This is a genomic window from Escherichia sp. WS1368 (assembly GCF_046487485.1).
GTDB classification, from domain to species: Bacteria; Pseudomonadota; Gammaproteobacteria; order Enterobacterales; family Enterobacteriaceae; genus Escherichia; species Escherichia coli.
The window spans coordinates 94,596-119,379 of the sequence record NZ_JBJQJI010000008.1 but is presented as its reverse complement, the minus strand read 5'-3'; the positions used below and the strand labels follow the sequence as shown (position 1 = coordinate 119,379).

Below are 24,784 nucleotides of genomic sequence, written 5' to 3'. Positions count from 1 at the left end.
CTCCTGCATATTCAGTTCTCTGTTCTGGCGCTTAACGAGCCAAATCCGGCAATCCACTCCGGGATTGGGCGGTAATAACGCCCTTCGCTACGCCAGTTGCCAAACGCAGAAATAGCGGCAAAAGCGGCGACCCAGGTTTTGATTTCATGTGTCGACTTTCCGGCAATGGCGGAAAGCTCTTCGTTACTGACGGCATCCAGTTCCTGTATGCGTCCCTGCTCCAGCAAAGTCATGAACTGGTTATCCCAAATCGGGTTGAGCGGATGCAGAGTTCTCTGATCCTCAACAAACTTCTCAGCGGCGCTAATCACCCGCTGCTGACGCAATTCACGCTCAGTGGCGGGTAAATCTTTCCCGCTCCCCAACAGACGGTCGCGCATATGGGCATCGGCTTTCGCCAGTTCTGGCACCGGCGGCTGATGGGAAAGCCCACCGGACCCAAGGAACAGCACGCGTTTATTGAGAGTGCTGGTGAAACGTCCAATGGCTTCCCCCAACATGCGGGTACGCTGGAAACCGGGCAGCGGTGTGGCGACACCGTTGATGAACACAGGCAGAACCGGCACCTTATCCAGCCCACCGAGCAGGAACTCCAGCGGCTGGGCGAACCCGTGGTCCACCTGCATACAGTAAGAAACGGCAAGATCGATCCCGCTCTTCATGACGGCATGCGCACAGGCCTCCGCCAGCTCCACAGGCACGGGCAGCTCTCCTGCCGCACTGCCGAAATCACCAATTGCCGTCGCTCCAACGCCTAAACAGAACGGTGGCATCACGTCATAGAAAAAGCCGTTGTAGTGATCTGGCGCAAACAGCACCACCAGTTCAGGGGAGAAAGCCGCAATACGCTCGCGGGCGCTGGCAATCACGCCATTGACCTCATCGAGCACCTCTTGCGCCGGGTCGACATACCCCACCAGCGGCGAGTGGGAAAGACAGTGAAGATAAGCGTACATATCAGGCTACCTTTTCGACAGAAACGTCGGCATCAGGGCGGGTCAGCGTCATCACCGACGCCAGTTTATTCAGGGTCTTGCCCAGGGTTTGCGGAATGGCGGTGGCGGCAACAAAGCGATCCGGGCGCATCACCACCAGCGAAGCATTGTGTTGCGCGAACCAGCTACGCAGGCGACCTTGCGTATCGCCCACGCGTAGTACGCCGTCGTGGTTATCCTGTGCGGTATGAATTTGCACTTCCGGCACCACCTGAATGAAGCGTGTGCCCAACGCGCGCCACTGCTGGATTTGCTCGTCGCTCATCCCCCACAGTGGATTGCATCCCCAGCCAATTACCGCGAAGTTCGCGCCGATCGCGTTATCGAGCAGCGTCACGTCGCCGTTTTCCAGCGTGACTTTCGGCTGAATAAACATCTTGCCGACCGGAGAGTGCTTCGCTTCGCCCTCACGCACCAGCGCACCGCCGTAATATTGCGGCATCGGCTTGAAGCGCATTTCGAGGAAGTAGCGTTTTACTGGCGGCAGATAATTCAACAGCCAGGAAACGCCGTCACGTAACGTACCCTGCCAGCGTTTCGGTGGAGCCAGCACGTTGCCCGCCGTCACGGACAGGTCAATCATCGCTTTGGCGTGATCGCGACGTTCTTGTTGATAGGTATCGAGCAGCGCATCGCGGGCTTTCCCCTGGATAACCAACGCCAGTTTCCATGCGAGGTTAAAGGCGTCGCGCATACCACTGTTATAGCCCTGCCCCTGCCACACCGGCATGATGTGCGCGGCATCGCCCGCCAGCAGTACGCGATCAATACGAAAACGTTGCGCCAGTCGCGCGTTGTGGGTGTAGACACGCTGGCGAATCAATTCAACATTGTCCGGATTAGGCAGCACTTTGCTTAACAGCTTGCGCATATTTTGCGGCTCACGCAGCTGTTCTTCGGTTTCTCCCGGCATCACCATAAATTCAAAGCGACGTACCGCATGAGGCAGCGCGGCAGAAACATACGGGCGCACCGGATCACAACACAAATAGATATGCGGCGTACTTAACGGATCGTTGGCGATATCTACCACAATCCACTGATTTGGCGCAGTTTTACCTTCAAACGGCACATTCAGGGTGCGACGGACAAAACTTGCCCCACCATCACAGGCCACCAGCCACTGGGCTTTGACCGTTTCCCGCTGCCCTTCTGCCGTTTTCAGGTGCAAGGTCACTTCGTCATCTTGCTGGCTGAAGGCCTCCAGCTCGCGGGAAAACAGGCAGCGCACATTCGGAAAACGCGACAATCCTTCCAGCATCACCGCATCGACCTGAGGCTGAATAAAGGCGTTACGGCGCGGCCAGCCAAATTCATCGGTCATTGGCTGAATATCAGCAAAACAGCGACCTTTTGGGGTGAGAAAACGCATCGCGTGCCACGGCGTAGTGTGCGGCAGAACATTATCGACCAGGCCAACCGACTGCATGGTGCGCAGCGCCTCGTCATCAATACCAATCGCACGCGGGTAGTCGATCAACTTATCGAGTTTCTCCACCACCAGCACGTCAATGCCCATCTGGCCGAGATAGTTCGCCATCATCAGCCCGACCGGACCGGCACCAGCGATCGCCACCTGAACGCTATGGTTAACAGCAGGCTGGATGTCAGGGTGTTGTATTGCCATTTCAGTACCTCACGACTCGGACAAAATGCCGTTGCGCGCACAGTACAGCGCAACTTATTTTGTTAAAAACATGTAAATGATTTTTTATTGTGCGCTCAGTATAGGAAGGGTGTTTTCGGCTACAATCAAAACATGCCCGAATGTGCACCAGGTGCACCACGTTGTTTTAAATATATAAATGTCAATTAATATGCAGAACAATGAGCAGACGGAATACAAAACCGTGCGCGGCTTAACCCGCGGTCTAATGTTATTAAATATGTTAAATAAACTTGATGGCGGTGCCAGCGTCGGGCTGCTGGCGGAACTCAGCGGCCTGCATCGCACCACTGTGCGGCGACTGCTGGAGACGCTGCAGGAAGAGGGATATGTCCGGCGTAGTCCCTCCGATGATAGTTTTCGTTTGACCATCAAAGTGCGGCAATTAAGCGAAGGATTTCGTGACGAACAGTGGATTTCTGCACTGGCGGCCCCGCTGCTGGGCGATCTGTTGCGCGAAGTGGTTTGGCCAACAGATGTGTCCACCCTGGATGTTGATGCAATGGTGGTACGCGAAACTACCCACCGTTTCAGCCGCTTATCCTTTCACCGGGCAATGGTCGGGCGACGGTTACCGCTTCTGAAAACCGCCTCGGGCCTGACCTGGCTGGCCTTTTGCCCGGAACAAGAACGCAAGGAATTAATCGAAATGTTAGCCTCCCGCCCCGGTGATGACTATCAACTGGCACGGGAACCGTTAAAGCTGGAAGCCATTCTGGCGCGCGCGCGCAAAGAGGGTTACGGACAGAACTACCGCGGCTGGGATCAGGAGGAGAAGATCGCCTCTATTGCCGTACCGCTGCACAGTGAACAACGGGTGATTGGCTGTCTGAATCTGGTGTATATGGCGAGCGCAATGACCATTGAACAGGCAGCGGAAAAGCATCTTCCGGCGCTGCAACGGGTGGCAAAACAGATCGAAGAAGGGGTTGAATCGCAGGCTATTCTGGTGGCCGGACGGCGAAGCGGCGTGCATTTACGTTGACACCATCGAATGGCGCAAAACCTTTCGTGGTATGGCATGATAGCGCCCGGAAGAGAGTCAATTCAGGGTGGTGAATGTGAAACCAGTAACGCTATACGATGTCGCAGAGTATGCCGGTGTCTCTTATCAGACCGTTTCCCGCGTGGTGAACCAGGCCAGCCACGTTTCTGCGAAAACGCGGGAAAAAGTAGAAGCGGCGATGGCGGAGCTGAATTACATTCCCAACCGCGTGGCACAACAACTGGCGGGCAAGCAGTCGTTGCTGATTGGCGTTGCCACCTCCAGTCTGGCCCTGCACGCGCCGTCGCAAATTGTCGCGGCGATTAAATCTCGCGCCGATCAACTGGGTGCCAGCGTGGTGGTGTCGATGGTAGAACGAAGCGGCGTCGAAGCCTGTAAAGCGGCGGTGCACAATCTTCTCGCGCAACGCGTCAGTGGGCTGATCATTAACTATCCGCTGGATGACCAGGATGCCATTGCTGTGGAAGCTGCCTGCACTAATGTTCCGGCTTTATTTCTTGATGTCTCTGACCAGACACCCATCAACAGTATTATTTTCTCCCATGAAGACGGTACGCGACTGGGCGTGGAGCATCTGGTCGCATTGGGTCACCAGCAAATCGCGCTGTTAGCAGGTCCATTAAGTTCTGTCTCGGCACGTCTGCGCCTGGCGGGCTGGCATAAATATCTCACTCGCAATCAAATTCAGCCGATAGCGGAACGGGAAGGCGACTGGAGCGCCATGTCCGGTTTTCAACAAACCATGCAAATGCTGAATGAGGGCATCGTTCCCACTGCGATGCTGGTTGCCAACGATCAGATGGCGCTGGGCGCAATGCGCGCCATTACCGAGTCCGGGCTGCGCGTTGGTGCGGATATCTCGGTAGTGGGATACGACGATACCGAAGACAGCTCGTGTTATATCCCGCCGTTAACCACCATCAAACAGGATTTTCGCCTGCTGGGGCAAACCAGCGTGGACCGCTTGCTGCAACTCTCTCAGGGCCAGGCGGTGAAGGGCAATCAGCTGTTGCCCGTCTCACTGGTGAAAAGAAAAACCACCCTTCCGCCCAATACGCAAACCGCCTCTCCCCGCGCGTTGGCCGATTCATTAATGCAGCTGGCACGACAAGTTTCCCGACTGGAAAGCGGGCAGTGAGCGCAACGCAATTAATGTGAGTCAGCTCACTCATTAGGCACCCCAGGCTTTACACTTTATGCGTCCGGCTCGTATGTTGTGTGGAATTGTGAGCGGATAACAATTTCACACAGGATACAGCTATGACTATGATTACGGATTCACTGGCCGTCGTATTACAACGTCGTGACTGGGAAAACCCTGGCGTTACCCAACTTAATCGCCTTGCGGCACATCCCCCTTTCGCCAGCTGGCGTAATAGCGAAGAGGCCCGCACCGATCGCCCTTCCCAACAGTTGCGCAGCCTAAATGGCGAATGGCGCTTTGCCTGGTTTCCGGCACCAGAAGCGGTGCCGGAAAGCTGGCTGGAGTGCGATCTTCCTGAGGCCGATACTGTCGTCGTCCCCTCAAACTGGCAGATGCACGGTTACGATGCGCCTATCTACACCAACGTGACCTATCCCATTACGGTCAATCCGCCTTTTGTTCCCGCGGAGAATCCGACAGGTTGTTACTCGCTCACATTTAATATTGATGAATGCTGGCTACAGGAAGGCCAGACGCGAATTATTTTTGATGGTGTTAACTCGGCGTTTCATCTGTGGTGCAACGGGCGCTGGGTCGGTTACGGCCAGGACAGCCGTTTGCCGTCTGAATTTGACCTGAGCGCATTTTTACGCGCCGGAAAAAACCGCCTCGCGGTGATGGTGCTGCGCTGGAGTGACGGCAGTTATGTGGAAGATCAGGATATGTGGCGGATGAGCGGCATTTTCCGTGACGTCTCGTTGCTGCACAAACCGACCACACAAATCAGCGATTTCCATGTTGCCACTCGCTTTAATGATGATTTCAGCCGCGCGGTACTGGAGGCAGAAGTTCAGATGTGCGGCGAACTGCGCGATGAGCTGCGGGTGACGGTTTCTTTGTGGCAGGGTGAAACGCAGGTCGCCAGCGGCACCACGCCTTTCGGCGGTGAAATTATCGATGAGCGTGGTGGTTATGCCGATCGCGTCACGCTACGTCTGAACGTCGAAAACCCGGCGCTGTGGAGCGCCGAAATCCCGAATCTCTATCGTGCAGTGGTTGAACTGCACACCGCCGACGGCACGCTGATTGAAGCAGAAGCCTGCGATGTCGGTTTCCGCGAAGTGCGGATTGAAAATGGTCTCCTGCTGCTGAACGGCAAGCCGGTGCTGATTCGCGGCGTTAACCGTCACGAGCATCATCCTCTGCATGGTCAGGTCATGGATGAGCAGACGATGGTGCAGGATATCCTGCTGATGAAGCAGAACAACTTTAACGCCGTGCGCTGTTCGCATTATCCGAATCATCCGCTGTGGTACACGTTGTGCGACCGCTACGGCCTGTATGTGGTGGATGAAGCCAATATTGAAACCCACGGCATGGTGCCAATGAATCGTCTGACCGATGATCCGCGCTGGCTACCAGCGATGAGCGAACGCGTAACGCGAATGGTGCAGCGCGATCGTAATCACCCGAGTGTGATCATCTGGTCGCTGGGGAATGAATCAGGCCACGGCGCTAATCACGACGCGCTGTATCGCTGGATCAAATCTGTCGATCCTTCCCGCCCGGTGCAGTATGAAGGCGGCGGAGCCGACACCACGGCCACCGATATTATTTGCCCGATGTACGCGCGCGTGGATGAAGACCAGCCCTTCCCGGCGGTGCCGAAATGGTCCATCAAAAAATGGCTTTCGCTGCCTGGAGAGACGCGCCCGCTGATCCTTTGCGAATATGCCCACGCGATGGGTAACAGTCTTGGCGGCTTCGCTAAATACTGGCAGGCGTTTCGTCAGTACCCCCGTTTACAGGGCGGCTTCGTCTGGGACTGGGTGGATCAGTCGCTGATTAAATATGATGAAAACGGCAACCCGTGGTCGGCTTACGGCGGTGATTTTGGCGATACGCCAAACGATCGCCAGTTCTGCATGAACGGTCTGGTCTTTGCCGACCGCACGCCGCATCCGGCGCTGACGGAAGCAAAACACCAGCAGCAGTTTTTCCAGTTCCGTTTATCCGGGCGAACCATCGAAGTGACCAGCGAATACCTGTTCCGTCATAGCGATAACGAGCTCCTGCACTGGTCGGTGGCGTTGGATGGCAAGCCGCTGGCAAGCGGTGAAGTGCCTCTGGATGTTGCTCCACAAGATAAACAGTTGATTGAACTGCCTGAACTACCGCAGCCGGAAAGCACCGGACAACTCTGGCTTACGGTACACGTAGTGCAACCGAACGCGACCGCATGGTCAGAAGCCGGACACATTAGCGCCTGGCAGCAGTGGCGTCTGGCGGAAAACCTCAGCGTGACACTCCCCTCCGCGCCCCACGCCATCCCGCATCTGACCACCAGCGAAATGGATTTTTGCATCGAGCTGGGTAATAAGCGTTGGCAATTTAACCGCCAGTCAGGCTTTCTTTCACAGATGTGGATTGGCGATGAAAAACAACTGCTGACGCCGCTGCGCGATCAGTTCACCCGCGCACCGCTGGATAACGACATTGGCGTAAGTGAAGCGACCCGCATTGACCCTAACGCCTGGGTCGAACGCTGGAAGGCGGCGGGCCATTACCAGGCCGAAGCGGCGTTGTTGCAGTGCACGGCAGATATACTTGCCGACGCGGTGCTGATTACGACCGCTCACGCGTGGCAGCATCAGGGGAAAACCTTATTTATCAGCCGGAAAACCTACCGGATTGATGGTAGTGTTCAAATGGCGATTACCGTTGATGTTGAAGTAGCGAGCGATACACCGCATCCGGCACGGATTGGCCTGACCTGCCAGCTGGCGCAGGTCGCAGAGCGGGTAAACTGGCTCGGATTAGGGCCGCAAGAAAACTATCCCGACCGCCTTACTGCGGCCTGTTTTGACCGCTGGGATCTGCCATTGTCAGACATGTATACCCCGTACGTCTTCCCGAGCGAAAACGGTCTGCGCTGCGGGACGCGCGAATTGAATTATGGCCCACACCAGTGGCGCGGCGACTTCCAGTTCAATATCAGTCGCTACAGCCAACAACAACTGATGGAAACCAGCCATCGCCATCTGCTGCACGCGGAAGAAGGCACATGGCTGAATATCGACGGTTTCCATATGGGGATTGGTGGCGACGACTCCTGGAGCCCGTCAGTGTCGGCGGAATTCCAGCTGAGCGCCGGTCGCTACCATTACCAGTTGGTCTGGTGTCAAAAATAATAATAACCGGGCAGGCCATGTCTGCCCGTATTTCGCGTAAGGAAATCCATTATGTACTATTTAAAAAACACAAACTTTTGGATGTTCGGTTTATTCTTTTTCTTTTACTTTTTTATCATGGGAGCCTACTTCCCGTTTTTCCCGATTTGGCTACATGACATCAACCATATCAGCAAAAGTGATACGGGTATTATTTTTGCTGCTATTTCTCTGTTCTCGCTATTATTCCAACCGCTGTTTGGTCTGCTTTCTGACAAACTCGGGCTGCGCAAATACCTGCTGTGGATTATTACCGGCATGTTAGTGATGTTTGCGCCGTTCTTTATTTTTATCTTCGGGCCACTGTTACAATACAACATTTTAGTAGGATCGATTGTTGGTGGTATTTATCTTGGCTTTTGTTTTAACGCCGGTGCGCCAGCAGTAGAGGCATTTATCGAGAAAGTCAGCCGTCGCAGTAATTTCGAATTTGGTCGCGCGCGGATGTTTGGCTGTGTTGGCTGGGCGCTGTGTGCCTCGATTGTCGGCATCATGTTCACCATCAATAATCAGTTTGTTTTCTGGCTGGGTTCTGGCTGTGCACTCATCCTCGCCGTTTTGCTCTTTTTCGCCAAAACGGATGCACCCTCTTCCGCCACGGTTGCCAATGCGGTAGGTGCCAACCATTCGGCATTTAGCCTTAAGCTGGCGCTGGAACTGTTCAGACAGCCAAAACTGTGGTTTTTGTCACTGTATGTTATTGGCGTTTCCTGCACCTACGATGTTTTTGACCAACAGTTTGCTAATTTCTTTACTTCGTTCTTTGCCACCGGTGAACAGGGTACGCGGGTATTTGGCTACGTAACGACAATGGGCGAATTACTTAACGCCTCGATTATGTTCTTCGCGCCGCTGATCATTAATCGCATCGGTGGGAAAAACGCCCTGCTGCTGGCTGGCACTATTATGTCTGTACGTATTATTGGCTCATCGTTCGCCACCTCAGCGCTGGAAGTGGTTATTCTGAAAACGCTGCATATGTTTGAAGTACCGTTCCTGCTGGTGGGCTGCTTTAAATATATTACCAGCCAGTTTGAAGTGCGTTTTTCAGCGACGATTTATCTGGTCTGTTTCTGCTTCTTTAAGCAACTGGCGATGATTTTTATGTCTGTACTGGCGGGCAATATGTATGAAAGCATCGGTTTCCAGGGCGCTTATCTGGTGCTGGGTCTGGTGGCGTTGGGCTTCACCTTAATTTCCGTGTTCACGCTTAGCGGCCCCGGTCCGCTTTCTCTACTGCGTCGTCAGGTGAATGAAGTCGCTTAAGCAATCAATGTCGGATGCGGCGCGAGCGCCTTATCCGACCAACATATCATAACGGAATGATCGCAATGAACATGCCAATGACCGAAAGAATAAAAGCAGGCAAGCTATTTACCGATATGTGCGAAGGCTTACCGGAAAAAAGACTTCGTGGGAAAACGTTAATGTATGAGTTTAATCACTCGCATCCATCAGAAGTTGAAAAAAGAGAAAGCCTGATTAAAGAAATGTTTGCCACGGTAGGGGAAAACGCCTGGGTAGAACCTCCCGTCTATTTCTCTTACGGTTCCAACATCCATATAGGCCGCAATTTTTATGCAAATTTTAATTTAACCATTGTCGATGACTACACGGTAACAATCGGTGATAACGTACTGATTGCACCCAACGTTACTCTTTCCGTTACGGGACACCCGGTACACCATGAATTAAGAAAAAACGGTGAGATGTACTCTTTTCCGATAACGATTGGCAATAACGTCTGGATCGGAAGTCATGTGGTCATTAATCCAGGCGTCACCATCGGGGATAATTCTGTTATTGGCGCGGGTAGTGTCGTCATAAAAGACATTCCACCAAACGTCGTGGCTGCTGGCGTTCCTTGCCGGGTTATTCGCGAAATAAACGACCGGGATAAGCACTATTATTACAAAGATTATAAAGTTGAACCTTCAGTTTAAATTAGCACTGAAATAAATGTCGGATGCGCCATTGGGCACATCCGACAATAATTCACTCTTCCATTATCTGGCGAAACAAGCGTCGCATCATGCCTCTTTGACCCACAGCTGCGGAAAACGTGCTGGTGCAAAACGCAGGGTTATGATCATCAGCCCAACGACGCACAGCGCATGAAACGCCCAGTCCATCAAGTAATTGCCACTGATACTACGCAGCACACCAGAAAACCACGGGGCAAGCCCGGCGATGATAAAACCGATCCCCTGCATAAACGCCACCAGTTTGCCAGCAATAGCGGGTTGCGCAGAGTGATCGAGCGCCAGCAGCAAACAGAGCGGAAATGCGCCGCCCAGACCTAACCCACACACCATTGCCCACAATACCGGCAATTGCAGCGGCAGCCAGATAAAGCCGCAGAACCCCACCAGTTGTAACGCCAGCGCCAGCATCAAAAGTTTGCGCCGATCCTGATGGCGAGCCATAGCAGGCATCAGCAATGCCCCTGCTGCTTGCCCAAGCGTCATCAATGCCAGCAAGGAACCGCTGTACTGCGCGCTGGCACCAATCTCAATATAGAAAGCGGGTAACCAGGCAATCAGGCTGGCGTAACCGCCGTTAATCAGACCGAAGTAAACACCCAGCGTCCACGCGCGGGGAGTAAATACCACGCGAACCGGAGTGGTTGTTGTCTTGTGAGAAGAGGCGACCTCGCGGGCGCTTTGCCACCACCAGGCAAAGAGCGCAACAACGGCAGGCAGCGCCCACCAGGCGAGTGTTTGATACCAGGTTTCGCTATGTTGAACTAACCATGGCGTCATGGCGGCACCAAGTCCACCGCCGCCCATCAGAGCCGCGGACCACAGCCCCATCACCAGTGGCGTGCGCTGCTGAAACCGCCGTTTAATCACCGAAGGCATCACTGCCTGAATGATGCCGATCCCCACTCCACCAAGCAGTGCGCTGCTAAGCAGCAGCGCACTTTGGGGGTAAAGCTCACGCATCAATGCACCGACGGCAATCAGTAACAAACTGATGGCGACGCTGCGACGTTCGCTGACATGCTGATGAAGCCAGCTTCCGGCCAGCGCCAGCCCGCCCATGGTAACCACCGGCAGAGCGGTCAACAGGGCAGCCACGCTAAAGCTCATTCCGCTTGCCTGGCGCAATTGCGGTAGCAGTGGCCCGACGGAGGTGAGCAGTGGTCGCATATTAAGACCAATCAGCACCAGAACCAGCAGCATCGTGAACGTCTTTTGATGGTTGCGCATGGCTGTCAGAACGGTTTGGTCGGCAGATATTTACCATCTAAGGTGATGACCGCACGTTCGCCACCTTCCGGGTCCGCCACTTTCTTAACGTCGAGTTTGAAGTTAATCGCGCTGATAATGCCATCGCCAAACTTCTCATGAACCAACGCTTTCAGGGTTGTGCCGTACACCTGCAACATTTCATAGAAACGATACATCGTTGGGTCGGTTGGAATACGTTCATCAATGCAGCCACGCAGTGGAATCATCTGCAACAGTAGAATGGCGTCTTCGTCGAGATCCAGCTTCGCTCCGACCAGGCGGGCGGCGTCGGCAGGAAGCGCCTGCTGCCCCAGCAAAGCCGCGGTTACAAAGGCTTCTGCCAGACCGGTGCCGTCGGCAATCTCGGCAAATGAGAGATCTTTTTTAGCTTTGCTGAGCAAAATGGCATCGGCAAGATCAAGACGAATATTGCGGTTAATTTGCGACTGAATCATGGTGGATCTCCTGATGGTTTAAAAATAAGGTTACGCTGCGGTCGGTTGGCGTAGCGGTATGGCACAAACGCGAGGATTAGCGGCCAGTGGCACAAACTGGCGGGTTGCGCCGTCAAAAGCTGCGATGCTGCCGCTTTCAATGTCGTAGACCCAGCCGTGCAGGGCGATCCGCCCCTCTTCGAGCGCCAGGCGCACCGATGGATGAGTTTGCAAATTAGCCAACTGAGCAATGACGTTTTCACGTACCATCGCCGCAGCTTTTGACGGTAAATCGGGATGCGGGCGCGCCTCATTAACGACGCGGGCTGAATCGGCATAACGCAGCCAGTGAGAGACGGCAGGCATATGGTCCATGCACTGGCAGCTGGCAATAGCGGTCATTGCGCCACAGTTGGAATGACCGCAAATCACAATGTCAGATACCCGAAGCGCAGCGACGGCGTACTCCACCGAAGCAGAAACGCCACCGGGTTCCGGCCCGTAGGAAGGGACGATATTGCCCGCGTTGCGAATAACGAACAGATCGCCAGGCTCACGTTGCGTCACCAGCTCAGGGACCAGACGGCTGTCGGAGCAGGAGATAAAAAGTGTGCGCGGGCTTTGCTGTGTCGCCAGCTGTTTAAACAAGGCTTCCCGCTTCGGAAATGCCTCGCGCTGGAATTTAAGGAATCCATCAATAATCTCTTTCACCGTTAACCTCTGTCTGTCTCTGGAATGAGAGGCAGACTACTCGCCGATTGTCATAAGGTAAAAGTCTCATTTATGATGAGTTCTATTGGATTTACTTATAGGTTGGCGAATGCTCTCTCGACATATCAATTATTTTCTTGCCGTGGCTGAACATGGCAGCTTTACCCGTGCCGCCAGTGCGTTGCACGTCTCCCAGCCTGCGCTTTCCCAGCAGATTCGCCAGTTAGAGGAGAGTTTAGGCGTGCCGCTGTTTGACCGTAGCGGGCGAACGATTCGTCTCACTGATGCAGGAGAAGTCTGGCGACAGTACGCCAGCCGGGCGTTACAGGAACTGGGGGCGGGTAAACGGGCGATTCATGATGTTGCCGATCTGACGCGAGGATCGCTGCGTATCGCCGTCACTCCCACCTTTACAAGCTACTTTATCGGCCCTTTAATGGCGGATTTCTATGCGCGCTACCCCGGCATCACGCTCCAGCTACAGGAAATGTCGCAGGAGAAAATCGAAGATCTGCTTTGTCGCGACGAGTTGGACGTTGGGATTGCCTTCGCGCCTGTGCATTCGCCGGAGCTGGAGGCAATTCCTTTACTGACAGAAAGTTTAGCGTTAGTCGTGGCGCAACATCATCCGCTGGCTGCCTGTGAACAGGTGGCGTTGAGTCGCTTGCATGATGAAAAACTGGTCCTGCTCAGCGCGGAATTTGCCACCAGAGAGCAAATTGACCACTACTGCGAGAAAGCGGGGCTACATCCACAGGTGGTCATTGAGGCGAACTCAATTAGCGCGGTTCTGGAGCTGATTCGCCGCACTTCCCTTTCCACATTGTTGCCAGCAGCGATTGCCACACAACATGACGGGCTTAAAGCTATATCCCTTGCCCCACCGTTACTGGAGAGAACGGCGGTTTTATTGCGGCGGAAAAATAGCTGGCAGACAGCCGCCGCGAAGGCATTTTTGCACATGGCGTTGGAGGAATGCGCGGTTGTTGGCGGGAATGAATCACGGTAGCCACTGACACAGGTCAGTGGCTCTTCAACACAGAGGAAATTACCGTTTGTAATCGATGGCTTCTGGCTGATCCAGATATACGGTGGTTTGTGCCGGTTGTGTGCTGGCAATCACCTTACCGCCACGTACCGAATAACGTACAGGAACCTGACGGCGCAGCGCATCAAACCCATTTTCTGCAGGCAGGATAATCAGGTTGGCGCTGTTTCCGGCGGCAATGCCGTAATCCTGCAAATTCAACGTCCTGGCGCTATGGTGGGTGATTAAATTCAGGCCGTCGTTAATCTGCCCGTAGCCCATCAACTGACAAACATGCAGCCCCATATGCAGCACTTGCAGCATATTCGCCGTTCCCAGTGGATACCACGGATCGAAGACATCATCGTGACCAAAGCAGACGTTAATGCCGGACTCCAGCATCTCTTTAACGCGCGTGATGCCGCGACGTTTTGGATACGTATCGAAACGTCCTTGCAGATGAATATTGACCAGCGGGTTGGCGACAAAGTTAATACCGGACATTTTCAGCAAGCGGAACAGGCGCGAGGTATACGCCCCGTTATAGGAGTGCATTGCCGTAGTGTGGCTGGCGGTGACTCGCGCGCCCATGCCTTCACGGTGCGCCAGGGCAGCAACGGTTTCAACAAAGCGCGACTGTTCGTCATCAATCTCATCACAGTGAACATCGATGAGACGGTCGTATTTTTGCGCCAGGGCGAAGGTTTTATGCAGCGACTCCACGCCATATTCACGGGTAAATTCAAAATGCGGAATCGCCCCCACTACGTCTGCCCCTAAGCGTAACGCCTCTTCCAGCAACGCTTCACCGTTGGGATACGACAAAATCCCTTCCTGCGGGAAGGCGACGATTTGCAGATCAATCCACGGCGCGACTTCCTGCTTCACTTCCAGCATTGCTTTCAGCGCGGTCAGCGTTGCATCCGAAACATCGACATGGGTACGCACATGCTGAATGCCGTTGGCAATCTGCCATTTCAGCGTTTGCCAGGCGCGTTGTTTCACATCGTCATGGGTTAATAACGCTTTGCGCTCGGCCCAGCGTTCAATGCCTTCAAACAGCGTGCCAGACTGATTCCAGTTCGGTTGTCCGGCGGTTTGCGTGGTGTCCAGGTGAATATGTGGCTCCACAAACGGCGGTATAACTAAACCTTGTTCGGCATCCAGGCTGTTTTCAGTTACGGGCATCACCCCGGATTGCGCATCAATGGCGCTGATTTTTCCGTCCAGCAGATGAATCTGCCACAGCCCCTCTTTGCCGGGTAACCGGGCGTTAATAATTGTCTGTAAAGCGTTATTCGACACTGTTAGCCTCCACATGCGTCATTGCAGCCGTCGTTTTGCGATTCAAAATCGGGTTAAGGATCAGATAGCTCAGCGCGCCACCTAATACCGCGTTGACCGGAACAATACCCGGTAACCAGTGGCCTGCGGCAATCCCCAAGGCGACCGCCAGAATCGCCACCCAATTGACACTCATCATACGCGTGGTCGCAAAGTGCTCATAGCGGCGACGGTTCATCAGATAGTCAGCGATGATCACGCCCCCTACCGGAGGAATAGCTGCCGAAAGGAAGGTCAGCCAGCCGACAAAATTGTTATACAGCCATAATGCGCAGACCGTACCGATAATACCGTTGATTACCGAAAGGGTTTTGCTCGACATACCAGTAATGTTGGCGAAACCTAAGCCCGACGCATAGAGCGCGTTATCGTTGGTGGTCCAGATATTCAGCCCCAGCACCACAATCGCAGGCAGCAGCAGACCCTGAGCAATCATCACATCAGAGATATCCGCCATCCCCAGTGCCGCCGCGCCCGCTGCACCGAAAATAAACATCAACGAGTTGCCGAGGAAAAAGGCCACCATCGCCACCAGCACCGCCAGTTTGGCATTACGACCAAACCGGACAAAGTCAGCGGTGAGCGTGCCCGCACTGATAAATGACCCCACAACCAGCGCCAGCGCGACATTGAAATCTAACGGTTGTGCGGGAATGACCGCTTTTAATGCGTCCAGGCCGCCCATGCCGTTAACGGCCAGCCACACGGAATAACCGCCAAGGCAGGCGATAGCCGGAACCGCAATCACCGAAAGAACCGTCAGCGCCGAAATGCCAAAGAAGACGGTGACGGTCATCAGTAAACCGGAAATGGCAATCAGCAAATTAATATCCAGCCCGGTTGCCTTGCCCACCGGAATGGCAAACATCGCCACGCCAACGCCAAACCAGCCAACCTGGGTGCCGCCCAGCAGCAGTGAAGGCAGCCATGAGCCTTTAACACCAAAAGAGAAGCGAGCAAGAAGATGAGTGGTCAGGCCGGTTTTTGCGCCAATGTAACCAAGAAATGAAGTGTAAATACCGAGGAGAAGATTACCGATGAGGACTGCGAGGAAGAAATCATGATAGCTAAGACCGGTTCCGAGAGTGCCGCCGGTCCACATACTGGCGGAAAAGAAGGTTAATCCCAGCATGACGAACGTCAATGCCAATACCCCTTTCCGCGCCGACTGCGGGACTGGCCCCTGGCTAAAGTTGTTATCTTGCGACACGAAATTCCCCCTTTTTGCTGTCTGAAACCCAAAAAATCCGCCGCATTCTATTCATCTGAAGATAAAAAGCAATCGTTTTCGTAGGGAAATATATTTTTTATATGAATGAGTGCAAAAAGGTGGGGGAAAAATTATCGGTGTAAAAACAGTGGGTAGCCATAATAAGACGCGGTAAGCGTCGCATCAGGCATCGGCGCATGGTGTCGGATGCGCCAGGCGACGCATCCGACAATAACCTACTCTTCCATCGCCTGGCGGATCTGATCCAACGACGCAGGATCATCAATGGTCGTCAGATCCCCAGGATCGCGTCCTTCGCAAATCGCCTGGATCGTGCGGCGCAGCATTTTTCCGGATCGCGTTTTCGGCAATTGCGAGACAAACCAGACGTGCGCCGGGCGACCAAAGTTGCCAATCTGGCTGTCCACCAGCGCCATAATCGCCTTCTCTTGCGAGTGCGCCACGTCTCGGTCTTCCAGACTGTCGCTCTCTTTCGGAATGACAAACGCCACCGCCACCTGCCCTTTCAGCGCATCTTTCACCCCAACCACTGCCACTTCGGCAACGCCCGGATGACTGGAGATACTCTCTTCAATCTCGCGCGTCCCCAGCCGATGCCCGGCAACGTTAATCACATCGTCAGTGCGCCCGAGAATAAAGTGATAACCGTCAGCATCGCGGATACCCCAGTCAAAAGTGGCGTACACCGGACGGGAAAACAGCGACCAGTACGTCTTCACAAAGCGGTCGTCGTCGCCCCAAATGGTCTGAATACACCCCGGCGGCAATGGCCCTTCCACCACCAGCATCCCTTTCTCGTTGACGCCACACGGTTCGCCGGTGACTTCATTAAGCAACTGCACGTTATAGCCATACATCGGCACGCCGGGGCTTCCCAGACGCGTCGGCCTGTCGTCCAGACCGCGAGCAATCGCCATAATCGGCCAGCCGGATTCGGTCTGCCAGTAGTTGTCGATGACCGGCACATCCAGCGTATTGCTCACCCAACTGGCGGTCGGCTCGTCCAGCGGTTCTCCAGCCAGATAGAGCACTTCCAGCGACGAGAGATCGTGTTTGCGAATTTCAGCGGTAGGGAATTTTTTCAGCACGCGAATGGCGGTCGGCGCTGAGAACATGCGGCTAACCTGATATTTCTCGACGATTTTCCACCACACGCCGCAGTCCGGCCAGGTCGGTAATCCTTCGTAAACGATAGTCGCCATCCCCGCCAGCAGCGGCGCGTAGACGATATACGAATGCCCCACCACCCAGCCGATATCCGAGGCACAGAAGAACACGCCGCCCGCTTTGCCGCCAAAAATGGTGTCCATCGAGGTCGCCAGCGCCACCGCATATCCGCCGACGTCACGCTGCACGCCTTTAGGTTTGCCGGTCGTGCCGGAGGTGTAGAGAATGCAGGAGGTTTCGTTGGATTCCAGCCACGCCACCGGTACCCGCGCGCCGATGTGTTGATGGCGCAACGACGCGAAATCGACATCCCGCCCGCTGACGCGTGCCATTTTCGCCAGCCCGCGATCCACCAGCAAAACATGGCGTGGCTGGTGCTGCGCCTGACTTATCGCATCGTCGAGCAATTTTTTATAGGGAATGATTTTGCCACCGCGCGCTCCGGCATCAGCCGAGACAATCAGCACCGGTTTAGCATCATCAATTCGCGCCGCCACGCTGTGCGAGGCAAATCCCCCAAACACCACCGAGTGAATAGCGCCAATGCGCGCGCAGGCCAGCAGAGTAATATGCGCTTCGGCAATCATCGGCATATACACCAGCACCCGATCGCCACGCTGCACGCCCAGTGAGCGCAGCATTGACGCCACCGCGTTCACTTCGTCATGCAGCTGACGAAAGGTAAAGGTGCGCTCTTCTTCTGTTTCCGAAGAGACGGCAATCAGCGCCAGCGCCTCTGGCTGTTTCTCCAGCCAGCGGTCGATAGCGTTGTGGCACAAGTTGGTTCGGCCTTCACAAAACCAACGGGCAAACGGCGGGTTGCTGTGGTCGAGCGTTTGCGTAAAGGGCGTCTGCCAGTCAATACGCCGGGCCTGCTCGGCCCAGAACTGCTCCGGTTCGTTAATCGAACGCTGATAAAATTCGCTAAAAGACATAATGCTCTCCTGTTGAACTTACGCCTTACCGCTGTTTGCTTAAATGACGTACAGGTCGAGATACTCATTGACCGGCATCTGTTCCAGGCGAGCTCTGTCGAGAGAAACGTCCAGAATGCGCTGCTGTTGGCGAGTCGGGAACTGGCGCGCGAGATTGATTTTGAATTTATCGACCAGCTTCGGAATGCCATCCTGACGGCGGCGAGCATGACCAATTGGGTACTCCACCACCACTTCTTCAAATCGCGTGCCGTCGGTGAACTCAAGGGTTATGGCATTGGCGATGGCACGTTTTTCCGGGTCGTGGTAGTCAGCGGTAAATGCCGGATCTTCAAAGCAATTGATCTTCTCGCGCAGGGCGTCGATGCGTTTATCTTGCGCCACGTTGTCCTCGTAATCTGCCGCCGTTAAGCGCCCGAACAGCAGCGGGATCGCCACCATGTACTGAATGCAGTGGTCGCGGTCAGCCGGGTTATTGAGCGGCCCTTTTTTGTCGATGATGCGAATACAGGCTTCGTGGGTGCGAATGGTCACTTTTTCGATATCCGCCGCCGTTTTGCCTGCTACCTGCATCTGTTCATAGAGCGTCATCGCCGCTTCAACTGCCGTCTGGGAGTGGAACTCCGCCGGGAAGGAGATTTTGAACAGCACATTTTCCATGACGTAAGAACCGTACGGGCGCTGGAAGCGGAACGATTCACCTTTGAAGGAGACGTCGTAGAAGCCCCACACAGGCGCAGTCAGGGCTGACGGGTAACCCATTTCGCCCGTTTTCGCCATCAGTGCCAGACGTACCGCGCGGGAAGTGGCATCGCCCGCCGCCCAGGATTTACGCGTGCCGGTGTTCGGCGCATGGCGATAGGTGCGCAGCGACTGACCGTCCACCCACGCCAGCGAAACGGCGTTGAGAATTTCCTCGCGGGTCAGGCCGAGCATTTCGGCGACCACGGCGGTGGAAGCCACTTTCACTAACAGAACGTGGTCGAGGCCGACGCGGTTAAAGGAGTTTTCCAGCGCGATGCAGCCCTGAATTTCATGGGCTTTGATCATTGCGGTCAGCACCTGCTTCATGGTCAACGGCGCTTTGCCGCTAGCGACCGCGTTACGCGAAAGCCAGTCCGCCGTTGCCAGAATGCCGCCGAGGTTGTCGGAAGGATGGCCCCACTCCGCCGCCAGCCAGGTATCGTTGAAATCGAGCCAACGGATCATCACGCCGATGTTAAATGCCGCCTGGACGGGGTCGAGCTGGAACTGAGTTCCGGGGACGCGCACGCCGTTAGGGACGACAGTGCCAGGAACAATTGGCCCCAGCAGTTTTTTACAGGCCGGGTATTCGAGAGCTTCCAGACCGCAGCCGAGAGTGTCGAGCAGGCAGTAATGTGCGGTGTCGTAGGCCACTTTAGAGCTAATTTCGTAGTTCATCACGTAATCGACGATATCAACGATTTCACGATCAAATTCCGGGCGGATGTTGTTGATTTGAGCTGACATTGGGTACGTTTCCTTATTGTTATTCGTAGAGGTTTACTGGCGCTTATCCAGCGCGACAAACTGGCGGTCTTCCGGTCCAACATAATTGGCGGAAGGACGGATAATTTTGTTGTCCTGACGTTGTTCGATAATGTGCGCCGCCCAGCCGGTGACGCGGGCGATAACAAACAGTGGTGTGAACATCTCGGTGGGAACGCCCATCATGTTGTAGGAAACAGCGGAGAACCAGTCGAGATTGGGGAACATCTTTTTGCTCTCCCACATCACCGTTTCCAGGCGATCGGCGATGTTGTACATCTTCAGCGAACCGCCTTCCTGCGAGAGCTGCTTCGCCACGCGTTTGATCACCTGATGACGCGGGTCGGCGATGGTGTAAACCGGATGACCAAAACCAATGACCACTTCTTTGTTTTCCACGCGCTTGCGGATATCGGCTTCGGCTTCGTCCGGTGTTTCGTAGCGTTGCTGGATCTCCAGCGACACTTCATTCGCCCCGCCGTGTTTTGGCCCGCGCAGTGCGCCAATCGCGCCAATAATCGCGGAATACATATCAGAGCCAGTGCCCGCAATCACCCGGCTGGTAAAAGTGGAGGCGTTAAACTCGTGCTCGGCGTACAGCACCAGCGAAATATGCATCGCCTTTTCCCAGCTTTGCGACGGCTTTTCGCCATGCAGCAGATGCAGGAAGTGACCGCCGATGGAATCGTCATCGGTTTCTGGCTGGATGCGTTCGCCGTTGTGGCTGTAGTGATACCAGTAGAGAAGAATCGAGCTAAGCGACGCCAACAGTTTGTCGGCAATATCCCGCGCACCAGAGACGGTATGACCCTCTTTTTCTGGCAGCGTGCAACCGAGCGCGGAGACGCCGGTGCGCATAACATCCATCGGGTGCGACGCCGCGGGTAAGGCTTCCAGCACGGTACGCACGTTAGCTGGTAAACCGCGCAGGGCTTTCAGTTTCGTTTTGTAGGCGGCGAGTTCGTCACGGGTCGGCAGTTTGCCGTGGATCAGCAGGTGCGCCACTTCTTCAAATTCGCAATGTTCCGCCAGATCAAGAATATCGTAGCCGCGGTAATGCAGGTCGTTGCCGCTTTTACCCACGGTGCAGAGCGCCGTATTGCCCGCCGGAACGCCGGATAGTGCCACAGATTTTTTCGGTTTAATGACATGGGTACTGTTTTGCAGGATCGTTGTGTCGCTCATGTTGTCCTCGTCATTTGTAGGGTCGAGATATTTTTCGTTGTGTTTTATTTCGCCTGGCTACGGGCAAACAGGTCGTCGAGCTTCTCTTCGTACTGGTAGTAGTTGATGCTTTCGTACAGCTCGTTGCGGGTTTGCATGGTGTCGATGACACTTTTCTGCGTGCCTTCCTGACGCAGGACGTTGTAGACATGTTCGGCGGCGCGGTTCATGGCGCGAAACGCTGAAAGCGGGTACAGCGCCATTGCAACATGGGCGCTGCGTAATTCGTCGGTGGTAAACAGCGGTGTTGCGCCAAATTCGGTGATGTTGGCGAGGATCGGCACCTGCACCGCATCGGCAAACTGGCGGTACATGGCGAGTTCGGTAATCGCCTCCGGGAACAACATCTCGGCACCCGCTTCAACATAGGCCTGCGCACGCTCGATCGCCGCATCCAGCCCCTCTACCGCCAGCGCATCGGTGCGCGCCATGATCACAAAATCAGGATCGGTTTTCGCATCCACCGCCGCGCGGATCCGATCCACCATCTCCTCTTTCGAGACGATCGCTTTGTTCGGACGATGACCGCAGCGTTTCGCACCAACCTGATCTTCAATATGCAGTCCTGCCGCACCGGCTTTAATCATCGATTTCACGGTGCGCGCCACGTTAAAAGCAGAAGAACCAAAACCGATATCCGCATCCACCAGCAGCGGCAGCGAACAAACGTCGGTGATACGGCGAATATCTGTCAGCACGTCATCAAGGGTAGAAATACCGAGATCCGGCAGCCCCAGCGAACCTGCCGCCACGCCACCGCCGGAAAGATAAATCGCCTGATATCCGGCACGCTGCGCCAGCAGCGCATGGTTGGCGTTAATGGTGCCAACAATCTGCAATGGATTTTCTTTAGTCAGTGCAGCGCGAAACGCTTTACCTGGAGAGTGTAGAGACATAGCCCATCCTTTGTTATCAACTTGTTATTTGCGTTGATAAACACAAAGCAAGGGGTGTGCCACAATTGCCTTAATAAAATTAAATGTTTAATTTCAATTTGTTAGCAATATAGTCATGAAGTAATCCGCAAATATGCGTTTCAGTTAACGTTTCAGGCAATGTTTCACCGCGTTTCATTGCAACAATTATGAAACAAGACTAAACCCAATATTCGGTTTCTTAACTTTGCGGTGCGCTATGGCACATCCACCACGGCTGAATGACGACAAACCGGTTATCTGGACGGTATCTGTAACGCGCCTGTTCGAGCTGTTTCGCGATATCAGCCTCGAGTTTGATCATCTGGCGAACATTACCCCTATCCAGCTTGGCTTTGAAAAAGCGGTGACCTACATCCGCAAGAAACTGGCTAGCGAACGCTGCGACGCCATCATCGCTGCTGGCTCTAACGGCGCGTACCTGAAAAGCCGCCTGTCAGTGCCAGTTATTTTGATTAAACCGAGCGGCTACGATGTGTTACAGGCACTGGCAAAAGCCGGAAAACTCACCTCTTCTATCGGCGTTGTGACTTATCAGGAAACTATTCCGGCGCTGGTGGCGTTTCAAAAAACCTTTAATTTGCGCCTCGACCAACGTAGCTACATTACCGAAGAAGACGCGCGCGGGCAGATTAACGAGCTGAAAGCTAACGGCACCGAAGCGGTGGTCGGCGCGGGGCTGATTACCGATTTGGCAGAAGAAGCCGGAATGACCGGAATTTTTATCTATTCCGCCGCCACCGTGCGCCAGGCATTCAGCGATGCGCTGGATATGACGCGCATGTCGTTACGCCATAACACTCACGATGCCACCCGCAACGCCCTGCGTACTCGTTACGTGCTGGGCGATATGCTCGGTCAATCACCACAGATGGAACAGGTACGGCAGACTATTTTGCTGTATGCCCGCTCCAGTGCGGCGGTGTTGATTGAGGGGGAAACGGGGACGGGCAAAGAGCTGGCGGCCCAGGCGATTCATCGGGAATATTTTGCCCGCCACGATGCGCGACAGGGCAAAAAGTCGCATCCGTTTGTTGCCGTCAACTGCGGGGCGATTGCCGAATCGCTGCTGGAAGCAGAGCTGTTTGGCTATGAGGAAGGGGCGTTCACCGGCTCGCGACGTGGAGGTCGCGCCGGGCTGTTCGAAATTGCCCACGGCGGTACGCTGTTTCTGGATGAGATTGGCGAAATGCCGCTACCTTTGCAGACTCGCCTGTTACGGGTGCTGGAAGAAAAAGAGGTCACCCGCGTCGGCGGGCATCAGCCTGTTCCGGTAGATGTGCGGGTCATTAGCGCCACTCACTGCAATCTGGAAGAAGATATGCGGCAAGGGCAGTTTCGCCGTGATCTGTTTTATCGGCTGAGTATTTTGCGTCTGCAATTGCCACCACTGCGCGAGCGGGTGACGGATATTCTGCCGCTGGCGGAAAGCTTTTTGAAAGTGTCTCTGGCGGCGCTCTCCGCCCCGTTTTCTGCCGCATTACGCCAGGGATTACAGGCAAGCGAAACCGTGCTGGTGCACTACGACTGGCCGGGCAATATTCGTGAACTGCGCAATATGATGGAGCGACTGGCGCTGTTTTTAAGTGTGGAACCGACGCCGGATTTAACGCCGCAGTTTTTGCAGCTGCTACTGCCGGAGCTGGCGCGCGAGTCAGCGAAAATTCCCTCCCCATCCTTGCTGACACCACAACAGGCACTGGAGAAATTTAATGGCGATAAAACAGCAGCGGCGAATTATTTAGGTATCAGCCGGACGACGTTCTGGCGGCGGCTGAAAAGCTGAACTGCCGAATGCAGCGCGAACGCTTTATCCGGCATAAATTTCAATAGATGATGATCACCGATAAACTTACGCATCGGGGATGTTTACATAGGATTCAGAATTACTTCTTCTTATAAATATTTGCCGTGCCGTGAATCTTATTGTCAGTTTGACCAGAGGTCAGCACCAACACATCAGCCCCTTTTTCATCGGCTTTTTTGATCAAATCTTCTTTCGCATCTGCGGTCGACATTTCATTACTGGTTGAAATATCACCTATTTTTTCATATTGCGATTCAACCTTTTCAAATTCCGCTTTGGTCATTAATTCTGCGGCATAGACATTGGTAACGGCAAACGCTAACGCACCGACTAACATTTTAGAGATTATTTTCATATTACGGCTCCAGAGTTGTTATCACACTATTACCCACCCACATTATTGGGTTGATTAATAATTAGTTCAGTCAGGGCATAAACGCCAGTAACCGGAAATAAGACACTTTGTGATCTCTCTCGCACCCGATTATTTTTGGTAGAAATATGATGAAGTTACTTCACTTATTTATGGATGAAATCACTATGGATCCTTTGCACGCCGTTTACCTGACCGTAGGACTGTTCGTGATTACTTTTTTTAATCCGGGAGCCAATCTCTTTGTGGTAGTACAAACCAGCCTGGCTTCCGGTCGACGCGCAGGGGTGCTGACCGGGCTGGGCGTGGCGCTGGGCGATGCATTTTATTCCGGGTTGGGTTTGTTTGGTCTTGCAACGCTAATTACGCAGTGTGAGGAGATTTTTTCGCTTATCAGAATCGTCGGCGGCGCTTATCTCTTATGGTTTGCGTGGTGCAGCATGCGCCGCCAGTCAACACCGCAAATGAGCACACTACAACAACCGATTAACGCCCCCTGGTATGTCTTTTTTCGCCGCGGATTAATTACCGATCTCTCTAACCCGCAAACCGTTTTATTTTTTATCAGTATTTTCTCAGTAACATTAAATGCCGAAACACCAACATGGGCACGTTTAATGGCCTGGGCGGGGATTGTGCTCGCATCAATTATCTGGCGCGTTTTTCTTAGTCAGGCGTTTTCTTTGCCCGCAGTGCGTCGTGCTTATGGGCGTATGCAACGCGTTGCCAGTCGGGTTATTGGTGCAATTATTGGTGTATTCGCGCTACGCCTGATTTACGAAGGGGTGACGCAGCGGTGAGCAGATAATTTAC

At 54.1% G+C, this 24,784-nt stretch carries 20 protein-coding genes; 8 read left to right on the top strand and 12 right to left on the bottom strand.

The genetic code is table 11. From position 1 onward, the window contains the following. Positions 1 to 11: 11 nt before the first annotated feature. Together mhpB and ACJHYD_RS15690 are read right to left on the bottom strand one after the other, a co-directional pair. Positions 12 to 956 carry a 2,3-dihydroxyphenylpropionate/2,3-dihydroxicinnamic acid 1,2-dioxygenase gene (gene mhpB / locus ACJHYD_RS15695; protein WP_001550699.1) on the bottom strand — a complete coding sequence of 315 codons (945 nt, stop codon included), beginning with the start codon at positions 954 to 956 and terminating at the stop codon, positions 12 to 14. 1 nt (position 957) lies between these two features. Next, positions 958 to 2,622: a bifunctional 3-(3-hydroxy-phenyl)propionate/3-hydroxycinnamic acid hydroxylase gene (locus ACJHYD_RS15690; RefSeq protein ID WP_001007419.1), complete on the bottom strand. Its 1,665-nt coding sequence runs from the start codon at positions 2,620 to 2,622 to the stop codon at positions 958 to 960. A 190-nt stretch (positions 2,623 to 2,812) separates the two neighbouring features. Here ACJHYD_RS15690 and ACJHYD_RS15685 point away from each other — a divergent pair, with 190 nt between their 5' ends. The 5 genes from ACJHYD_RS15685 to lacA all read left to right on the top strand — a co-directional run bounded on the left by ACJHYD_RS15685 (position 2,813) and on the right by lacA (position 9,984). Beyond that, positions 2,813 to 3,646 (top strand): DNA-binding transcriptional regulator, encoded by an 834-nt coding sequence (locus ACJHYD_RS15685; RefSeq protein WP_001550698.1) that lies wholly within the window; start codon positions 2,813 to 2,815, stop codon positions 3,644 to 3,646. Between the two features lie 76 nt (positions 3,647 to 3,722). After that, positions 3,723 to 4,805: a DNA-binding transcriptional repressor LacI gene (lacI, locus tag ACJHYD_RS15680; protein WP_019842507.1), complete on the top strand. Its 1,083-nt coding sequence runs from the start codon at positions 3,723 to 3,725 to the stop codon at positions 4,803 to 4,805. Positions 4,806 to 4,927: 122 nt separating this feature from the next. Continuing rightward, complete coding sequence (gene lacZ, locus ACJHYD_RS15675; protein WP_001550695.1) at positions 4,928 to 8,002, top strand: beta-galactosidase; 3,075 nt, start codon at positions 4,928 to 4,930, stop codon at positions 8,000 to 8,002. Between the two features lie 51 nt (positions 8,003 to 8,053). Beyond that, positions 8,054 to 9,307, top strand: a complete 1,254-nt coding sequence (gene lacY, locus ACJHYD_RS15670) for a lactose permease (RefSeq protein ID WP_000291549.1) — start codon at positions 8,054 to 8,056, stop codon at positions 9,305 to 9,307. A 65-nt stretch (positions 9,308 to 9,372) separates the two neighbouring features. Then, positions 9,373 to 9,984: a galactoside O-acetyltransferase gene (gene lacA / locus ACJHYD_RS15665; RefSeq protein WP_001445686.1), complete on the top strand. Its 612-nt coding sequence runs from the start codon at positions 9,373 to 9,375 to the stop codon at positions 9,982 to 9,984. 87 nt (positions 9,985 to 10,071) lie between these two features. On the opposite strand, the gene cynX is transcribed toward lacA, so the two are convergent. The 3 genes from cynX to cynT are packed head-to-tail and all read right to left on the bottom strand — an operon-like array spanning position 10,072 to position 12,419. After that, complete coding sequence (gene cynX / locus ACJHYD_RS15660; RefSeq protein WP_001550694.1) at positions 10,072 to 11,253, bottom strand: cyanate transporter CynX; 1,182 nt, start codon at positions 11,251 to 11,253, stop codon at positions 10,072 to 10,074. A 5-nt stretch (positions 11,254 to 11,258) separates the two neighbouring features. Then, positions 11,259 to 11,729, bottom strand: a complete 471-nt coding sequence (gene cynS, locus ACJHYD_RS15655) for a cyanase (RefSeq protein WP_001550693.1) — start codon at positions 11,727 to 11,729, stop codon at positions 11,259 to 11,261. 30 nt (positions 11,730 to 11,759) lie between these two features. Continuing rightward, positions 11,760 to 12,419, bottom strand: coding sequence for a carbonic anhydrase CynT (gene cynT / locus ACJHYD_RS15650; protein WP_000658642.1), 660 nt, complete (start codon positions 12,417 to 12,419; stop codon positions 11,760 to 11,762). 109 nt (positions 12,420 to 12,528) lie between these two features. On the opposite strand from cynT, the gene cynR reads away from it, so the two are divergent. After that, entirely contained in the window at positions 12,529 to 13,428 is a 900-nt protein-coding gene (gene cynR, locus ACJHYD_RS15645; protein WP_001550692.1) for a transcriptional regulator CynR, read from the top strand. Between the two features lie 39 nt (positions 13,429 to 13,467). On the opposite strand, the gene codA is transcribed toward cynR, so the two are convergent. The 6 genes from codA to prpB form a co-directional block, all read right to left on the bottom strand. Then, positions 13,468 to 14,751: a cytosine/isoguanine deaminase gene (codA, locus tag ACJHYD_RS15640; protein ID WP_001550690.1), complete on the bottom strand. Its 1,284-nt coding sequence runs from the start codon at positions 14,749 to 14,751 to the stop codon at positions 13,468 to 13,470. Continuing rightward, on the bottom strand, positions 14,741 to 16,000 hold the full coding sequence (gene codB / locus ACJHYD_RS15635; RefSeq protein WP_000076225.1) for a cytosine permease: 1,260 nt from the start codon (positions 15,998 to 16,000) through the stop codon (positions 14,741 to 14,743). Before codB ends, codA begins: the two co-directional genes overlap by 11 nt. 236 nt (positions 16,001 to 16,236) lie before the next feature. Further along, the gene (gene prpE / locus ACJHYD_RS15630) at positions 16,237 to 18,123 is read right to left on the bottom strand and encodes a propionate--CoA ligase (RefSeq protein ID WP_000010270.1); all 1,887 of its coding nucleotides are present in this window, start codon (positions 18,121 to 18,123) and stop codon (positions 16,237 to 16,239) included. Positions 18,124 to 18,162: 39 nt separating this feature from the next. Continuing rightward, complete coding sequence (prpD, locus tag ACJHYD_RS15625; RefSeq protein ID WP_001550689.1) at positions 18,163 to 19,614, bottom strand: 2-methylcitrate dehydratase; 1,452 nt, start codon at positions 19,612 to 19,614, stop codon at positions 18,163 to 18,165. Between the two features lie 33 nt (positions 19,615 to 19,647). Continuing rightward, positions 19,648 to 20,817: a 2-methylcitrate synthase gene (gene prpC, locus ACJHYD_RS15620; RefSeq protein WP_001285909.1), complete on the bottom strand. Its 1,170-nt coding sequence runs from the start codon at positions 20,815 to 20,817 to the stop codon at positions 19,648 to 19,650. 44 nt (positions 20,818 to 20,861) lie between these two features. Then, positions 20,862 to 21,752: a methylisocitrate lyase gene (gene prpB, locus ACJHYD_RS15615; protein WP_000052204.1), complete on the bottom strand. Its 891-nt coding sequence runs from the start codon at positions 21,750 to 21,752 to the stop codon at positions 20,862 to 20,864. Between the two features lie 238 nt (positions 21,753 to 21,990). Between prpB and prpR the strand changes: the two genes are divergently transcribed. Further along, entirely contained in the window at positions 21,991 to 23,577 is a 1,587-nt protein-coding gene (gene prpR, locus ACJHYD_RS15610) for a propionate catabolism operon regulatory protein PrpR (RefSeq protein WP_001550688.1), read from the top strand. A 100-nt stretch (positions 23,578 to 23,677) separates the two neighbouring features. On the opposite strand, the gene yahO is transcribed toward prpR, so the two are convergent. Beyond that, the gene (yahO, locus tag ACJHYD_RS15605) at positions 23,678 to 23,953 is read right to left on the bottom strand and encodes a DUF1471 family periplasmic protein YahO (RefSeq protein WP_000691953.1); all 276 of its coding nucleotides are present in this window, start codon (positions 23,951 to 23,953) and stop codon (positions 23,678 to 23,680) included. 146 nt (positions 23,954 to 24,099) lie between these two features. Here yahO and ACJHYD_RS15600 point away from each other — a divergent pair, with 146 nt between their 5' ends. Then, positions 24,100 to 24,771, top strand: coding sequence for a LysE family transporter (locus ACJHYD_RS15600; protein ID WP_000976967.1), 672 nt, complete (start codon positions 24,100 to 24,102; stop codon positions 24,769 to 24,771). Positions 24,772 to 24,784 lie beyond the last annotated feature (13 nt).

What these genes read in the sequence shown, in the direction of transcription:
- mhpB (WP_001550699.1), bottom strand. Translation starts at nt 956, where the DNA reads ATGTACGCTTATCTTCACTGTCTTTCCCACTCGCCGCTGGTGGGGTAT.
- ACJHYD_RS15690 (WP_001007419.1), bottom strand. Translation starts at nt 2,622, where the DNA reads ATGGCAATACAACACCCTGACATCCAGCCTGCTGTTAACCATAGCGTT.
- ACJHYD_RS15685 (WP_001550698.1), top strand. Translation starts at nt 2,813, where the DNA reads ATGCAGAACAATGAGCAGACGGAATACAAAACCGTGCGCGGCTTAACC.
- lacZ (WP_001550695.1), top strand. Translation starts at nt 4,928, where the DNA reads ATGACTATGATTACGGATTCACTGGCCGTCGTATTACAACGTCGTGAC.
- lacY (WP_000291549.1), top strand. Translation starts at nt 8,054, where the DNA reads ATGTACTATTTAAAAAACACAAACTTTTGGATGTTCGGTTTATTCTTT.
- lacA (WP_001445686.1), top strand. Translation starts at nt 9,373, where the DNA reads ATGAACATGCCAATGACCGAAAGAATAAAAGCAGGCAAGCTATTTACC.
- cynX (WP_001550694.1), bottom strand. Translation starts at nt 11,253, where the DNA reads ATGCGCAACCATCAAAAGACGTTCACGATGCTGCTGGTTCTGGTGCTG.
- cynS (WP_001550693.1), bottom strand. Translation starts at nt 11,729, where the DNA reads ATGATTCAGTCGCAAATTAACCGCAATATTCGTCTTGATCTTGCCGAT.
- cynR (WP_001550692.1), top strand. Translation starts at nt 12,529, where the DNA reads ATGCTCTCTCGACATATCAATTATTTTCTTGCCGTGGCTGAACATGGC.
- prpE (WP_000010270.1), bottom strand. Translation starts at nt 18,123, where the DNA reads ATGTCTTTTAGCGAATTTTATCAGCGTTCGATTAACGAACCGGAGCAG.
- prpD (WP_001550689.1), bottom strand. Translation starts at nt 19,614, where the DNA reads ATGTCAGCTCAAATCAACAACATCCGCCCGGAATTTGATCGTGAAATC.
- prpC (WP_001285909.1), bottom strand. Translation starts at nt 20,817, where the DNA reads ATGAGCGACACAACGATCCTGCAAAACAGTACCCATGTCATTAAACCG.
- prpB (WP_000052204.1), bottom strand. Translation starts at nt 21,752, where the DNA reads ATGTCTCTACACTCTCCAGGTAAAGCGTTTCGCGCTGCACTGACTAAA.
- prpR (WP_001550688.1), top strand. Translation starts at nt 21,991, where the DNA reads ATGGCACATCCACCACGGCTGAATGACGACAAACCGGTTATCTGGACG.
- yahO (WP_000691953.1), bottom strand. Translation starts at nt 23,953, where the DNA reads ATGAAAATAATCTCTAAAATGTTAGTCGGTGCGTTAGCGTTTGCCGTT.
- ACJHYD_RS15600 (WP_000976967.1), top strand. Translation starts at nt 24,100, where the DNA reads ATGATGAAGTTACTTCACTTATTTATGGATGAAATCACTATGGATCCT.